General features: G+C 71.6%; 8 protein-coding genes (1 of these 8 only partly in view). 4 read left to right on the top strand and 4 right to left on the bottom strand.

All coding sequences use genetic code 11. The features are described from left to right. Positions 1-2: 2 nt before the first annotated feature. Positions 3-1,685, top strand: a complete 1,683-nt coding sequence (locus KY5_RS03735; protein ID WP_098240829.1) for an FAD-dependent oxidoreductase — start codon at positions 3-5, stop codon at positions 1,683-1,685. Between the two features lie 24 nt (positions 1,686-1,709). Here KY5_RS03735 and KY5_RS03730 read toward each other — a convergent pair whose 3' ends face one another. Both KY5_RS03730 and KY5_RS03725 read right to left on the bottom strand, forming a co-directional pair. Continuing rightward, positions 1,710-3,044: an SLC13 family permease gene (locus KY5_RS03730; RefSeq protein ID WP_098240828.1), complete on the bottom strand. Its 1,335-nt coding sequence runs from the start codon at positions 3,042-3,044 to the stop codon at positions 1,710-1,712. Positions 3,045-3,196: 152 nt separating this feature from the next. Then, positions 3,197-3,964: an IclR family transcriptional regulator gene (locus KY5_RS03725; protein WP_098240827.1), complete on the bottom strand. Its 768-nt coding sequence runs from the start codon at positions 3,962-3,964 to the stop codon at positions 3,197-3,199. Positions 3,965-4,106: 142 nt separating this feature from the next. Here KY5_RS03725 and KY5_RS03720 point away from each other — a divergent pair, with 142 nt between their 5' ends. Then, entirely contained in the window at positions 4,107-5,273 is a 1,167-nt protein-coding gene (locus KY5_RS03720; RefSeq protein ID WP_098240826.1) for a pyridoxal-phosphate-dependent aminotransferase family protein, read from the top strand. Positions 5,274-5,311: 38 nt separating this feature from the next. Beyond that, positions 5,312-8,320, top strand: a complete 3,009-nt coding sequence (locus KY5_RS03715; protein WP_098240825.1) for an FAD-binding and (Fe-S)-binding domain-containing protein — start codon at positions 5,312-5,314, stop codon at positions 8,318-8,320. On the opposite strand, the gene KY5_RS03710 is transcribed toward KY5_RS03715, so the two are convergent. Continuing rightward, entirely contained in the window at positions 8,271-9,539 is a 1,269-nt protein-coding gene (locus KY5_RS03710) for a cytochrome P450 family protein (protein ID WP_098240824.1), read from the bottom strand. The two genes, KY5_RS03715 and KY5_RS03710, sit on opposite strands and share 50 nt — an antisense overlap. A gap of 451 nt (positions 9,540-9,990) precedes the next feature. Here KY5_RS03710 and KY5_RS03705 point away from each other — a divergent pair, with 451 nt between their 5' ends. Further along, on the top strand, positions 9,991-11,280 hold the full coding sequence (locus KY5_RS03705) for a cytochrome P450 (protein WP_098240823.1): 1,290 nt from the start codon (positions 9,991-9,993) through the stop codon (positions 11,278-11,280). On the opposite strand, the gene KY5_RS03700 is transcribed toward KY5_RS03705, so the two are convergent. Beyond that, a protein-coding gene (locus KY5_RS03700) for an amino acid adenylation domain-containing protein (protein WP_098240822.1) crosses the window boundary here: on the bottom strand, positions 11,277-16,426 show its 3' portion. It continues 1,936 nt past the right edge of the window; only the last 5,150 of its 7,086 coding nucleotides appear in the window; its start codon lies beyond the right edge, outside the window; it ends in the stop codon at positions 11,277-11,279. The genes KY5_RS03705 and KY5_RS03700 overlap by 4 nt on opposite strands.

The following is a 16,426-nucleotide window of genomic DNA, read 5'->3' as shown; positions in this document are numbered from 1 at the left end:
ACATGACCTACGCCATCACGCAGACCTGTTGCAGCGACGCCACGTGCGTCGCCGTGTGCCCGGTCAACTGCATCCATCCGACGCCCGAAGAGCGCGCTTTCGGCAGCACGGAGATGCTGCACATCGACCCGCAGACCTGCATCGACTGCGGCGCCTGCGCCGACGCCTGCCCGGTCGACGCGATCTTCCCCGTGGACCGGCTGCCCGCCGCGCAGCGCGCGTACGCCGACATCAACGCGGCGTACTACGAGGACGCGGAGCGCGAACCCGCGCCGGAGGGCCCCAACTTCCACGCCTGGGGCGAGCCGTCCTTCCCGCGGGTCCTGCCCGCCGACTTCGCGCGGCTCAGGGTCGCCGTCGTCGGCACGGGGCCCGCGGGGATGTACGCCGTGCAAGATCTGCTCCTGCACACCAGCGCCGAGGTGACCCTCATCGACCGGCTCCCGGTGGCCGGTGGTCTGGTGCGCTACGGAGTGGCGCCCGACCATCCCGCGACCAAGAAGGTCGGCGACACCTTCGCGCGCTTCCACGCCCACCCGAGGGTGCGCATGCACCTGGGGCTCGACGTGGGCACCGACGTCACCCACCAGGAGATCGCGGCACACCACGACGCGGTCGTGTACGCCGTGGGCGCCGCCGCCGACCGGAACCTCGCGATACCGGGCGAGGAGCTGCCGGGCAGCGTCTCCGCGAGCGCGTTCGTGGCCTGGTACAACGCCCACCCGGACGCGGCGCGCGGCCCGGTCGACCTGTCGGCCGAGCGCGTAGTCGTGGTCGGCAACGGCAACGTCGCCCTCGACGTGGCACGCATCCTGCTGGCCGACCCAGAAACCCTGGCCCGCACCGACATCGCCGACCACGCGCTGGCCGCGCTGCGCGCGAGCAACGTGCGCGAAGTGGTGCTGCTCGGCAGGCGCGGCCCCGAGGACGCCGCCTACACCAGGTCCGAACTGCTGGCGCTGCGCCAGGTGCCGGGTGTGGACCTCGTCGTGGACGACCACGACCCGCGGATCGCCCCCGCGATCGAGGCGGCCGCCGCGCGCGACAAGGCCGCCGTGCTGCAAGGCGTCACCCGCGCACGGCCCGCCTTGGACGCACCGCCCGAGCCGGGACGGCGCATCGTCCTGCGCTTCCACTGCACGCCCGTCGAGGTGCTCGGCGACGACCGGGTCGAGGCCGTGCGCGTCGCGGCCGGACAGAGCGGTCGAGGCGGCGAGGCCGACGGCGGCGCGGACGAGGGGGCGATCCGCGCGGGCGCGCTGCTGCGCGCGATCGGCTACCGCGGACTGCCGGTCGCCGGGCTGCCCTTCGACCAGGCCACCGGCACCGTGCCGCACGAGGGCGGTCGGGTGGCGGGGGAGCCCGGCACGTACGTGGTGGGCTGGATCAAGCGCGGCCCCAGCGGCGGCATCGGCGCCAACCGCATCTGCGCCGCCGAGACGGTCTCCACGCTCCTGGCCGACGCGGTCGCCGGTGCCCTGCCCACGCCGAAGCACCCGGCCAAGAACTTCCGGCGCCTGGCCAAGCGCCGCAACCGGAAGGTGGTCGACGCCCGGGGGCTCGCCGCGATCGAGCGGGCGGAGGCCACCCGGGGCCACCTCGAAGGACGGCCCCGGGTCAAGCTCGCCACGGTGGAGGAGCTGGTGGCGACCGCGCGGAGCGGGCGCCCTGGTCTGCTGCGCTGAGCGACGGCCCCGACCGCCTGGCGCTCATCCCTGCCCGGGCACCACGAACAGGGCCCAGGTGGCGAGCGGCGCGATGAGCGCCAGGGAGAGCCCCCACTTCATGAGCGCGCCGAACACCTGCGGGCGCATCTCCTCCGGGGCGTTGGCGGTGACCAGCGCCCCGGAGGTCGACAGCGGTGAGGAATCGACGACGGACGAGGAGATGGCAAGGGCGATGATCAGCCCCACCGCGCTGACCTGACCGTCCATCAAGAACGGTACGGCGAGCGGGATCAGGGCCCCCAGGATGCCGGTGGTGGAGGCGAACGCCGAGACCAGGGCGCCGATGAGGCAGATCAACAGGGCACCGGCGAGCGGTGAGTCGATCTTCGCGACGCTCTCGCCGAGCCAGTCGATCGTGCCCATGCGCTCCATGACGCCGACGAAGGTCACGACCCCGCAGACGAGCAGCACGGTGGACCACGCGCACCGGTCCACCGCCCCTTTGGCCGCCTCGGGGTCGACGAGGGTGAGCACGACGACCACGGTGAGCGCCATGAGCCCGACGTTGAAGTCGAGGAAGAGCGCCCCCGCGACCATGCCGAGCAGTCCGAGCAGGGTCAGGGTGCGGGACCTGTCGAGACGCAGGGCGACGGTGGGAGTTGCGGGTGCGATCGTCGCGGTCGCGGAACCGCCGCTTTCGTGGGGGAGTGGTTCGGCTGGTTCTTCGGCCGGTTCTTCGGCGGGGGCGGCCCCGAGGTCCGTGCTGCGGCGGCCGATGAGGTGCCTGCCGCCGAAGAGGAAGTACGCCACGACGCTGAGCGCTGCGTTGAACAGGAAGGACATCGCGAACAGCAGCACGGGGCTGCCCGGCAGGCCGTTGCGTTCGACGACGCCGTTGGTGATGCTGCCGAAGACGCTGGCGGGCGAGAAGCCGCCCGCGCTCGCGCCGTTGATGACGAGCAGGCCCATGAGCATCGGGTTGATCCTGTACCGCGTGCAGAAGCTCATGCCGATGGGCGCGATGACGCCCACCGCGGCGGGCACGACGGCGCCGACCGCGGTGAGGGCCGCGGTGATCAGGAACATCACCCAGGGGATGAGGGCGATCCGGCCGCCCACGGCCTGGGTCGCGGCATGCACGAGCCATTCGATGGTGCCGTTGTTCTTCGCGATGGCGAAGAGGAAAGTGACTCCTACGAGTACGACGAAGAGGTCCCCGGGGAAGCCGCCGAACACGTCGTCCGCGCTCTGCCCCGCGACGGCGGAGCCGACGGCGAAGGCGGCGACGAGAGCGAGCACCCCCATGTGGACCGAGGTGAACGTGGCGACGGTGAACACGAGCACCAGTGCGCCGATCGCGATGAGATGGTCTGCCATGACACGTCCTCGCCTTCGGGCTGCGGCCGAGAGAGTCGGCCGGGACTGTCCGCAGCATGGACTTAAGGTTCCGCTATGCGGAACTCTCCTGCGGCGTTGGCGAGTATGTGACGGCTGTCACGAACCGTCAAGGGGGTGCGACGGCAAGGGAGTTACCGGACGCGGCTCGCGTGCGGCGTCTCGTACCCCAGCGCCGCACTGATCTCCTGGGCCGCCGAGCGCACGTGCGATCCGAGGGCGTGCAGGCGCTCGCGGTCGCACCGGCTGCTGGGCAGGTTGATGCTCATGCTCGCCACCGGGACGCCGTCGGGGCCGAGCACCGCGGCGGCCACCGCGGACACGTCGTCGCGCCATTCGCCCTGGTTGAGGGCGTAACCGCGGGCCCGGACCGCGTCCAATTCGGTGCGCAGCGCGTCGGGGTCGTCGATCGTGGTGTCGGTGAAGTGTGTCAGGCCGCGGGCGAGGTAGCGCTCGACCGCGTCGGAGGGCCCCGCGGCGAGGATCGCCTTGCCGTTGGCGGACGCGTGGCCGGACAGCGGCTGGCCGAGCGGCAGCACGATCCGCACCGGCTGGCTCGTCTCCAGGCGCTCGACGAGCACGATCCGATCGCCCTCGGGGACCGCCAGGTGCACCGTCTCGTCGACGGCGCGGCGCAGCTTCTCCATCACGGGCACCGCCACGTCCCGCACGCCGAGTTCACCGGTGGCCTGCCGCCCGATGAGCAGCGCCTTCGTGGTGAGCGTCCAGCGCGTGGGCGTACTCCCGGTCTGCTTGATCCAGCCTGCCGTGTGCAGCGTGCCGAGCGCCCGCTGCACCGTGCTCTTGGGCAGGTCCATGGCCCGGGCGAGCTCGGCGACGCCGATGGGCTGACGCCCCGCCAACTCCTCCAGCGTGCGCAGGGCGTTGAGGACGTTCTGCACCGAAATCCCCCTTGCGTACGGCTGTTGACGCGACGCGGCAAGGCCGTTGACCCCTCGTCGAGGGTGACCCTAAGCTGCCTCGTGCCGCATCACGATACGCCGTGCCGTCTCACGGCACAAGCGTGGAGGGGAGATTCGCGCAATGACCGTCCGGACGGGCCGCCACTTTCTCCAGATCCCAGGCCCCACCAATGTTCCCGACCGGGTGCTGCGCGCCATGGCCGCGCCCACCATCGACCACCGAGGCCCCGAATTCGCCGCCCTCACCCGCCGGTTGCTCGACGCGCTGGGGCCCGTCTTCGGCACGACGGGGCCCGTCGTCGTCTATCCCGCGTCGGGCACCGGGGCCTGGGAGGCCGCCCTGGTCAACACGCTCAGCCCCGGTGACCGCGTGCTCTGCTTCGAGACCGGCCACTTCGCCTCGCTGTGGCGCGCCATGGCCCGGTCCCTGGGCCTCGACGTGGAGTTCGTGCCCGGCGACTGGCGCCACGGCGCGTCCCCCGAAGCCGCCCTCGCACGCCTGAGCGCCGACACCGAGCACCGCGTCAAGGCCGTCTGCGTCGTCCACAACGAGACGTCCACCGGTGTCACCAGCCGCGTCCCGGAGATCCGCGCCGCCATCGACGCGGCGGACCACCCCGCGCTGCTCCTCGTCGACACGGTCTCCTCGCTGGGCTCCCTCGAGTACCGGCACGACGCGTGGGGCGTCGACGTGACCGTGACCGGATCGCAGAAGGGGCTCATGCTGCCGCCGGGGCTGAGCTTCAACGCCGTCAGCGAGAAGGCCCTGTCCGCGGCGCGCACCGCGCGGCTGCCCAAGTCCTTCTGGGACTGGACGCCGATCATCGACGCCAACGAGGCGGGCTACTTCCCGTACACCCCCGCCACCAACCTCCTCTACGGCCTCGAAGAGGCGCTCGACATGCTCGCCGACGAGGGACTCGAACAGGTCTGGGCCCGGCACGCACGGCACGCCGCCGCCACCCGAAGTGCCGTACGCGGCTGGGGACTCGATGTGCTCTGCGCCGACGAGCGCGAGCACTCGGGATCACTGACAGCCGTGCTCCTGCCCGACGGCCAGGACGCCGACGCCGTACGGAAGGTCGTCCTGGAGCGCTTCGACATGTCGCTCGGCACCGGCCTCGGGCGGCTCGCGGGCCAGGTCTTCCGCATCGGCCACCTGGGCCACTTCAACGACCTCACGCTCGCGGGCACCCTCGCCGGGGTCCAGATGGGCCTCGAACTCGCCGGGGTCCCGGTGGGCCACCAGGGACTGGCCGACGCACTCGACCACTTGCGCACCACCTGACCCGTACGTACGCCCCTTCGCCCCCCGGAGCATGTCGTATGACGTCGAGCACGGAGAGCACCAAGAGCACCAAGAGCACCGAGAACACCGCTGACACCAGCGCCCCCGACCCCGCGCGGACCGAAGACCTCGCACGGCGGCTCGCCGCCGACCTGGAGGGCGAGGTCCGCTTCGACGACTACAGCCGCCACCTGTTTGCGCGCGACGCCAGCATGTACGCCATCACCCCGCTCGGCGTCGTCTTCCCGCGCCACGCCGACGACGTCCAGGCGGCGGTCGCCGCGGCCGCCGCGCACGGCGTGTCCGTGGTGCCGCGCGGCGCGGGCACCAGCCTCGCCGGGCAGACGACTGGACCCGGCATCGTCCTCGACCTCTCCCGGCACATGCGGCGGATCGTCGCCCTCGACCCCGACGCCCGCACCGCGCTCGTCGAACCCGGCGTCGTCCAGGACGACCTGAACCGCGCCGCGGCACCGTACGGCCTGATGTTCGGGCCCGACACCTCCACCAGCAACCGCGCCACCCTCGGCGGGATGATCGGCAACAACTCCGCGGGCAGCGGCTCGCTGCGCCACGGCATGACCATCGACCACGTCCGCGCGCTCGACGTGGTGCTCTCCGACGCGACGAGCGCGCATCTGGCGCCGCTCACCGAGGAGGAGCGCGCGGCCCGCGCCCGGCACGCCACCCTCGACGGCCGCATCCACCGCGAACTGCCCGCCCTCGTCGCGGCGCACGCCGGGGCCATCGAGGCCGGGTTCCCGCACCACTGGCGCCGCGCGGGCGGCTACCGCCTGGACCGGCTCGCCCGCGATGACACCCCCTTCGACCTGGCGAAGTTCGTCGTCGGATCCGAGGGAACCCTGGCCGTCACCACCCAGGCGCTCGTCGACCTGGTCCCCAAACCGTCCCGCACGGTCTTCGCCGTCGGTCACTTCACCTCGGTCACCGCCGCGATCGAGGCGACCCAGGACGCGCTCACCTGCGATCCGGCGGCCGTGGAACTGATGGACCGCACCATCCTCGACCTGTCCCGCCAGAAGATCGAGTACGCGTCCCTCTCCGACGTGCTCGAAGGCGACCCCGAAGCGCTCCTCTTCGTCTCCTTCACCGGCGACGACGCACGCGAACTCATGGGCAGGCTTGACACGCTGACCTCGCTCTGGCGCCGCCACGGCCACGGCTACCACACCCTGCGCGCCGTCGACCCCGCCCACCGGGCCGCGCTGCTCAAGGTCCGCAAGTCCAGCCTCGGGCTGCTCATGGCCGCGAGCGAGGGAACCAAGCGGCCCCTCGCCTTCATCGAGGACACCGCCGTCGACCCGGTCCACCTGCCCGCCTACACCGCACGGTTGAAGAAGGTCCTCGACCGGCACGGGCTCACCGCGGGGTTCTACGGCCACTGCTCGGTGGGCTGCCTGCACATCCGCCCGTTCCTGGACGTCACCGACGCCGCGCAGCGGCAGACCATGCGCGCCGTCGCCGAGGAGATCAAGGACCTCGTCACCGAGTACGGCGGGGTCAACTCCAGTGAACACGGGGACGGCCTGGCCCGCAGCGAGTTCAACCGCGCGCTCTTCGGCGACGAGCTCTACGGGGCCATGCGCCGCGTGAAGGGCCTCTTCGACCCGCACGACCGGCTCAATCCCGGAAAGATCGTCGACGCCCCCGCCATGACCGACCACCTGCGGGACGCCGCCCTGCCCCCCGCGCCGGGACTGCGCACCCGCCTCGACTTCGACGTCACGGGCGGGATGCGCGCCACGGCCGACCGCTGCATGAACATCGGCCTGTGCCGCAAGACCGACACCGGCACCATGTGCCCCTCCTACATGGCCACGAGGAACGAACAGGACTCCACCCGCGGCCGCGCCGGCGCCCTCGTCAAGGCGCTCTCCGCCCCCGACCCGCACACCGCCCTCGGCGACGAGGCACTGCACGAGGTCCTTGACCTCTGTCTCATGTGCAAGGCGTGCAAGAGCGAATGCCCCCTCGGCGTCGACATGGCCGCCCTCAAGACGGAGGCGCTCGCCCACCACCACGACGAACACGGCGTCCCCGCCCGCTCACGCGTCTTCGGCGCGATCCGTCTCCTGAACCGCCTCGGCTCGGCCACGGCACCGCTCTCCAACCTGCCGGGCCGCGTCCCCCTGCTGCGCCGCCTGCTCGACCGCACGCTCGGCATCACCCCGCACCGCCCGCTGCCGCGCTTCGCCCGCCGCAACCTCGTGCGCTGGTTCCGCCGCCGCCCCGCACCGGCTGCGGCCGCCACCCAGGGCACGGTCGTCCTCCTCGCCGACTCCTTCACCACCTACACGGAACCGGCGATCGGCCGGGCCGCCGTCGAACTCCTCGAACGCGCGGGCTGGGACGTACGCCTGGAGAGCGGCGGCTGCTGCGGACGCTCCAGCCTCTCCAAGGGCCTCGTGGACGACGCGAGCGACAAGGCGTTCCAGCTCGTCCACCGGCTCGCGGAGACCACCCCGGTCGACGCCCCGATCACCGGATGCGAGCCGTCCTGCCTGATGACGCTGCGCGACGAGCACCGGGCGCTGCTGCCCAAGGACTCGGCGCGCATCGCGATCACGGACCGGGTGCGCCAACTGGAGGAACTGCTCACCGACGCCATCGACGACGGCAGGCTGCGACTGCGCGCCGACTCCTGGCTCAGCGGCCGCACCCTGCTCTTCCACGGCCACTGCCACCAGAAGGCCGAGGTCGGCACGGCAGCGACCATGGCCCTGCTGCGCCGCATACCCGGCGTCGAGGTCGTCGAACTCGACGCGGGCTGCTGCGGGATGGCGGGATCCTTCGGCTTCGAGTCCGAGCACTACGACGTGTCGATGACCGTCGGCGACGACCGGCTCTTCCCCGCCGTGCGTGCCGCCTCCGAGAACACCGTCGTCGTCGCGACCGGCGCCTCCTGCCGCCAGCAGATCTTCCACGGCACGGAGCGCGACGCGTGGCACCCCGTACAACTGGTGCGGGAGGCGACGGTCAGCGCGTCGGCTTCAAACGGACGGGGAGCTGGGCCTGCCCGTTCGTGATCAGCGAGGGAACCCGCGCCAACTGGTCGATGGGCACGGCCAGTTCGGCGTCGGGGAACCGCTCGAAGAACCGGCTCAGCGCCACGCTCCCCTCCAGGCGGGCCAGCGGAGCGCCCAGGCAGAAGTGCACACCGTGCCCGAAGGAGAGGTGCTCCGGGTTGCCGCGCGTCACGTCGAACGCGTCCGCGCTCTCGCCGTGCCAGTCGGGGTGCCGGTTCGCGGCGGCGTACGAGGCGAGGATCGCGTCGCCCGCGGCGATGACCTGGCCGTCGGGCAGCGGGATGTCCCGCACCGCGAAGCGCATCGGCAGATGCTTGACGGCAGGCTCGACCCGCAGCGTCTCCTCCACCACGCCGCCCCAGCCCGCCCGGCCCTCGCGCACGTGCGCGAGCTGCTCGGGGTGGGTCAGCAACTGGGCGACGGCGTTGCTGATCAGGTTGACCGTGGTCTCGTACCCGGCGCTGACCATCAGCAGGAGCGTGTCGCGCACCTCGGCCTCGTTCAGGCCCGAGCCGTCGCCCTCCTCGTCCTGCGCGGCGATGAGGAGCGAGGTCATGTCCTCGCCGGGCTCGGCCCGCTTCGTGGCGACGAGGCGGTCGAAGGAGGCGTACAGCTCCGCGGTGTTCGCCGCGGACTCCTCGGCGGTCAGGGTGGTGGAGAAGACGCCGTCGACCAGCCTGCGGAACCCCTCGCGTTGCTCCTCCGGCACGCCCATGAGCTCACCGATGACCCGGATCGGCAGCGGATAGGCGAAGTGCTCGCGCAGGTCGACCGGTTCACCGGCCGCGATGACCCCGTTCTCCGTCTTCCTGCCGTGGTCGAACCCCTCCTCCAGATCGTCGAGGAGCTGCGTCACGATCTGCTCGATGCTCGCCTCGAGCGCGGCGACGCGCCGGGCACTGAACGCGGGGGCCACCAGACGGCGCAGCCTGCGGTGATCGGCGCCGTACGCGGTGAACATGTTCTGCACCGCGACCCACAGGGCCAGCGGCCAGGTCGCTATGGCCTCGTCGAACAGCGGCCAGTGCTTGCGCGCGTCCTTGGAGACGTCGGGGCTCGTCAGCATCTTCTGCAACAGCGCGGGATCGCTGACGGACCACGCGGTGACGCCGAGGACGTCCACACGGGTGGCGGGGCCCGCGGCCCGGAGCGCACGGTTCTCCGTATCCGGATCGGCGCCGGTGGGGTCGATGACGAAGGGCGGGGGCTGCTCGGGCATGTCGGGTCTCCGAATCGACGGTGGTACCAGGGCGTTGGCACCGGCGCAGACGTTACCCGCGGGTCAGCCCCGGCGTCTCGCCACATACGAAGACGTATGGCCACTCTCCACAACGCGGGTCGCCAGCACGCCCGATGACGCTTCCTCAAGTCGCCCTCCCGCAAAGGTGGTTGCTCCGGGCAACGCATCCGTACGCGCGGGCGGACGCGTGCGAGGAAAACCGCATGAGTGCGGAAGGGGAGGAGAGGTCGGCGTCGGGGGCACGGAGAGCCGGGCAGCGTGCCGAGCGTGCGTACGCATCTCACAAGTTTGCGGCCAGGATTCCTGTCACAGAACCGCCCGGCGGCCCTGTGACCTCACCCGTCACTTGTGATGTTCCTACAACACCTGGCCGCGGTCACTGGCTCAGGACCGCGTGAAACAGGCCACCCGCCCCGGCAAGGATGAGCGGGTGACCGCACCCCAGTACTCCGACGCGCCGCCGCACTCCGAGGACCCGCCGACCGTCCTCGATCCGGCGGACCCCGCCTTCGCACGCGACCCGTACCCGTACTACGCACGGCTGCGCGAGCTCGGCCCGGCGGCGCGCGTATCTCTCGCCAACGGCACGCACGCCTGGTTCGTCACCGGCTACGAGGAGACCCGGGCCGTCCTCGCCGACCCCCGCTTCTCGAACGTGCCGCCGCGCGACGCGGGCCGGCCCAAGAACGACTCGCCCGCACAGCGCGCCCGCGCCTGTCTGGCCCGGCACATGCTCAACACCGACGCGCCCGACCACACCCGGCTGCGCAGGCTGACCACCGCCGCGTTCGCGCCGCGCCGCGTCGACGCGCTGCGCGTGCGGATCGAGGAGCTGACCGACGGGCTCCTGCGCGACGTCGCCGAACGCCTCGCGCGCGAGGGGAGCGCGGACCTCGTCGACGCCTTCGCCTTCCCGCTGCCCGTGCTGGTGATCGGGGAGGTGCTCGGGGTGCCCGAGGGGGACAGGGCGGCCCTGCGCGACTGGACGTACCGGGTCGGCTCGCCCGCCGACGCGCTGCGGCCGGGCGCGGTGGACGAGGCGTGGACGTCGCTGTACGCCTACTTCGGCGAGCTCATCGCGCACAAGCGCCGCTCCCCGGGATCCGACCTGTTCAGCGCGCTCACGCACGACGCCACGGAAGGCGGCCTCGACGACGGCGAGCTGCTCGCCATGGCGTTCCTGCTGCTGTTCGCGGGCTACGAGACGACCATGAACCTGCTGGCGTCGGCCTCCCTGCTGCTGCTCACCCACCCCGGTGAACTGGCGGCCGCCCGCCGCGACCCCGGGCGCTGGCCCGCCGTCGTCGAGGAGACGCTGCGGCACGCCAGCCCCCTGGAGGGCACGACCTGGCGGCACACCACGCAGGACGTGGACCTCGGCGACGGCACGCGCATACCGGCAGGGGCCTCGGTCCTCGCCGTCCTGGCGGCGGCCAACCGGGACCCCCGGCACTTCCCCGAACCGGACGCCTTCCGCCCGGACCGCTACGCGCACGACGCCACGGGCCGCGGCCCGCGCGCAGCGCCCCACGCCGCGTTCGGCCACGGACCGCACTTCTGCGTCGGCTCGCGATTGGCCCGCCTGGAGGCGGCGATCGCCCTGCCGCGCCTCTTCGCCGCCTTCCCCACACTCCGTCCGACCGGGGGCCCGGACGAACTTCCCTACCGTCCGGGTCTGTTGGTGCGCGGCCCGCGCAGCGTCCCGGTCACGGTGGCCTAGGTGCCGCTTGCTCCCTCCGTCCGCGCGAGGGCGCTCGCCAGGTCGGCGCCGATCGGCGCGAGGGCGTCGGGCCGCAGCATGTGCTCGTGCCGTACGTCGACGCTCCGCTCGGTCACCGCGCCCGCGACGTACGGCGACCAGGCCCCGGCCGAGCGGCGCGGATCGTCCGCGGGCCACTCCGCGGCCGACTGCGCCGCGGTGAACAGGAGTACGTCGCCGCCGAACCGCTCGGGGACGAACTTGTCCAGGGCATCCGGCACCCGCATGAAGAGGTCGACGACCCTGGCGAGCACGTCCTCATCGAGCAGCAGGTCCACCCGCCCCGCGCTCTCCTTCCGCATGAAGTCGATCACCTGCTCCGCCGTCAGCTCCCGCCCGCCGAAGTCCGCGTCGAACCGCTTGCGGTCGATGCCGACGACCTCCTCGAAGAGCAGGGCGAGCACATCGCGCAGGTCCAGCTCCGGTATCTCCTCGCCGGGCCTGCGGTCGGGCGGGAAGGAGTCGAGGAGCGCGAGCAGCTCCACCCGCTCCCCGGCCTTCTCCAGACGGGTCGCGACGGCGTGCGCGACAAGACCGCCGAAGGACCAGCCGAGCAGGGAGTACGGCCCCGACGGCTGGACGGCCCGGATGTGCGCCAGATAGTCGTCGGCCATCTCGTCGATGGTGCGGGCGGGCGGCTCCGCGCCGGTGAGGCCGCGCGCCTGGAGCCCGTAGACGGGCCGGTCGGGTGCGACGTGCGCGAGTAGTCCCGCGTACGGCCAGCTGATGCCCGCGGCGGGGTGCACGCAGAAGAGCGGAGGCAGGGAGCCGGTGGTCCGCAGCGGAAGGAGCACGTTCAGCGCGTCCCCCGAGGTGTCGCTGTCCAGGCGCCGGGCCAGCGCCGAGGGCGTCGACGCCTCGAACAGGGCCCGCACGCCGAGCTCCACACCGAACACCGCCTTGACGCGGGAGACGAGGCGGGTGGCGAGCAGCGAATGCCCACCCCGGTCGAAGAAACTGTCCTCCGCGCCCACGGGCACCCCGAGCACCTCGGAGAACAGCCCGCACAGGAGCTGCTCCTCCTGGCTCAGCGCCGAGCGCGGGGCGGCGAGAGAGGGCGACGCGGCGAACTCGGGCTTGGGCAGCGCGGCACGGTCCAGCTTCCCGTTGGGGGTCAGCGGGATCGCGTCGAGGGTGACGTACGCGGCGGGAACCATGAACTCGGGCAGGCGGGTACGGACGAACTCACGGAGCACGGCGGCGAGTTCCCCGGGCGGAGTGTTCGCCCCCGCGGTCGACGGGACCACGTATCCGACGAGGCGGTGGCCGTCCTGTGCCGTGACGACGGCCTGAGCGACACCGGGGTGCTCGGCGAGGACGGACTCGATCTCACCCGGTTCGATGCGGAAACCCCGGACCTTGATCTGCTGGTCGGCCCTGCGCACGTAGTGCACCTGTCCGTCAGCGCTCCGCCGTACGAGGTCGCCGGTGCGGTACATCCGCTGCCCGTCCTCGAAGGGGCAGGCGATGAAGCGTTCGGCGGTGAGGGCGGGACGGTTGGTGTAGCCGCGTGCGAGCCCCGCGCCCGCTATGTACAACTCGCCGGTCACCCCCGTGCCGACGGGCCGCAGCCGTTCGTCGAGCACATAGGCGCGGACGTTCGGCACCGGTGTCCCGATCGCCGGGGACGAGGGCCAGGCGGAGACGTCGGCGGGCAGCGTGTGCGAGGTGACCACGTGTGTCTCGCTCGGACCGTAGTTGTTGCGCAGCCGCCGCCCCGGCACCTGCCGGAAGAACGCGCGCACGTGTGGGCTCAGGGTCAGCGCCTCACCGGCCTGCACGACCTCCCGCAGCGCGGGCAGCTCCCGCTCACGTGTGACCGCCGCGTGCGCCAGCGCGTCGATGACCAGGTTCGGCGCGAACAACTCGTCGACCCGCTGTTCGTCCAGCCAGTCCACCAACTCGTCCGGGCCGTACCGGACATCGTCCGGCGGGATCACCAACGTCTTCCCGAACAGCACCGCCGAAAGGATCTCCTGCACGGACACGTCGAAACTGAGCGAGGAGAACTGAGCGGTACGGGTCGGCCGCGCGCACGGCAGTTCACCGCTGTGCCAGGAGAGCAGATTGACCATGGCGCCGTCGGGCACGGCGACGCCCTTCGGCCGCCCGGTGGACCCCGAGGTGTAGATGACGTAGGCGGGGTGCAGGGGATCGCGGGTGACGGCGACGGGGTCGGTGTCCGGCTGCGCGGACGTGTCGAGGTCCGTGCCGTCGAGTACGAGGAGGGGGCGGGCGTCGTCCAGCATGAACTGGACGCGGTCGTCGGGGTATTGGGGGTCGATGGGCAGGTAGGCGGCGCCGGTCTTGAGTACGGCAAGTACCGCGACGACCATCTCGGCGGAGCGGGGCAGCTTGAGCGCGACGACTTGTTCCGGCCCTGCGCCCTGGGCGATGAGGTGGTGGGCGAGCCTGTTGGCGCGGGAGTTGAGCTGGCCGTAGGTGAGTTCGGTGCCTTGGTGAACGACGGCCGTGCGGCCGGGTGTGCGGGCGGCCTGGTCCTGGAAGAGGTCGGCCAGGGAGGCCCGGGGCACCTCGCGGGCGGTGTCGTTCCAGCCGTACACGGCCTGGCGGTGCTCCTCCGCGCTGAGCAGGTCGATGTCGCCGATGGGCTCGTCCGGGTCGGAGACGGCCGCGGTGAGGATCCGGCCGAGCCGGTCGGTGAGGGCCTCGACCGTGCCGCGGTCGAAGATGTCGGTGCTGAATTCCACCTGCCCGTCGATACCGTTCGGGCTGCCGTCGGCCGTGCGGTGTTCGGCGATGCTGAAGGTGAGATCGGTCCGGGATGTGCCCGTTCCCGCGGAGACGGGTGTGACGGAGAGTCCCGGCAGATCGAGAACGGCGTCGGCGGTGTTCTGCCAGGCGAGCATGGTTTGGAAGAGGGGGTGGTGGGCGAGGGTGCGTTGGGGGTTGAGGATTTCGACGAGGTGTTCGAAGGGGATGTCTTGGTGGGCGTAGGCGTTGAGGTCGGTTTCGCGGGTGCGGGTGAGGAGTTCGCGGAAGGTGGGGTTGCCGGATGCGTCTGTGCGGAGGACGAGGGTGTTGACGAAGAAGCCGATGAGGTGGTCGAGGTTGTTGTCGGTGCGTCCGGCGATGGGGGTGCCGATGGGGATGTCGGTGCCTGCGCCGTGGCGGGTGAGGAGGGTGGTGAGGGCGGCGTGGGTGATCATGAAGGGGGTGGTGCCGGTGGTGCGTGCGAGTTCTGCGATGTCTGTGTGGAGTTGGGTTGGCCAGTGGAAGGTGTGGGTGTCTCCTTGGTTGGTGGTGGCGGTGGGGTAGGGGCGGTCGGTGGGTAGGTCGATACGGTCGGGGAGGTCGGAGAGGGTCTCCTTCCAGTGGGCGAGCTGGTCGGCCATGAGGCTGTGCGGGTTGGTGCCGTCGCCGAGGACGTCTCGCTGCCAGAGGGTGTAGTCGGCGTACTGCACCGGGAACGCGGCCCAGTCGGGAGCGGCACCCGCAAGGCGTGCCCGGTACGCGGTGGCGATGTCGCGCCAGAGCGGCTCCAGCGACCAGCCGTCGGCGGCGATGTGGTGCAGGACCAGAACGAGGACGTGCTCATTCGCCTCGCCGGTCTGCCCGTCCACCGGCTCAGGCGTCAAGAGCGCGGCGCGCAGGGGCAGTTCGTTGCTCAGGTCGAAGCCGTGTCGTACGGCCGAGGTGACCGACTCCTCCAGCGCGGAGGCGGCGATGGTCGACACCGTGAGCGTCGGCCGTGCGGCATCGCTGTCAAGAATCAACTGGTAGGGCATGCCGTCGTGTTCGCGGAAGAGCGTGCGCAGGCTCTCGTGCCGGGATACGACGTCGGCGAGCGCGTCTTCCAGGGCCTGCCGGTCGAGTGTGCCGGTGAGGCGTACGGCGAGCGGCACGTTGTACGTCGCCGAGGGCCCTTCGAGTCGGTGCAGGAACCACAGCCGGTTCTGCGCGTACGACAACGGGACGTGCTCGGGCCGTACCGCGGTCCCCAACGCGGCCCGCGCCGGACGAGCCCCGCCGAGCACCTGGGCCAGCGCGGCGACGGTCGGGGCCTCGAACAGGGCCCGGACGCCGATCTCGGCGTCGAACGCCGACCGGATCCGGGAGGTGAGGCGGGTGGCGAGGAGTGAGTGTCCGCCGAGGTCGAAGAAGCTGTCGTCGATGCCGACGTGAGGTCGTGCGAGGACGTCGGCGAAGAGGGAGCAGAGGATTTCTTCGGTGGGCGTCCTGGGCGCGCGGGAGGCGGTGGTGTCGAAGACGGGGTCCGGGAGCGCGTTCCGGTCGAGCTTTCCGGTGGAGGTCAGCGGAAGCTCGTCGAGCACCGTCAGCGTGGCGGGGACCATGTGCTCCGGCAGGCGAGTGCGCGTGAAGTCACCTATGGATGCTTTGAGTTGAGCGTGATCCGTGGAGCCCGACGGAACGACGTAGCCCACGAGCACGTCCTGGCGCACGGAAACGACCGCCTGGGCGATTCCCGGGAACGAGCCGAGTACGGCTTCGATTTCGCCGGGTTCGATGCGGTAGCCGCGGATTTTGATTTGGTGGTCGGTGCGTCCGGCGAAGGTGAGGGTGCCGTCGGTGCGTCGGCGGGCGAGGTCGCCGGTGCGGTACATGCGTTGGCCTGGGGTGTAGGGGTTGGCGATGAAGCGTTCGGCGGTGAGGGCGGGGTGGTGGGTGTAGCCGCGGGCGAGGCCGGGGCCTGCGAGGTAGAGCTCTCCGGTGACGCCTGGGGGGACGGGGCGGAGCCAGGTGTCGAGGAGGTAGGTGTGGGTGTTGGGGATGGGACGGCCGAGGGAGGGGAGTGCTCGATCGGTGTTGGTGGTGAGGGTGGCGCAGATGGTGGCTTCGGTGGGTCCGTAGGCGGTGATGAGGTGGCGGTTGCCGGTATTCCATTGCTGGGTGAGGTCGGGTGGGCAGACTTCACCGCCGGCCAGGACGTAGCGCAGGTCGGGGAGTTGGTCGGGGTTGAGGGTGGCGAGGAGGGAGACGGGCAGGGCTATGTGTGTGGCTGCGCTTGATTTGAGGGCGGTGGTGAGTTCGTCTCCGGCGAGTTGTCCGGGGCTGTCCAGGAGGAGGGTGGCGCCGGTTCCGAGGGTCATGATGAGGTCGCAGACGGCGACGTCGAAGCTGGGGG

This window comes from Streptomyces formicae (assembly GCF_002556545.1).
Lineage (GTDB): Bacteria > Actinomycetota > Actinomycetes > Streptomycetales > Streptomycetaceae > Streptomyces > Streptomyces formicae_A.
This window is presented reverse-complemented; position numbering and strand designations above follow the sequence as displayed.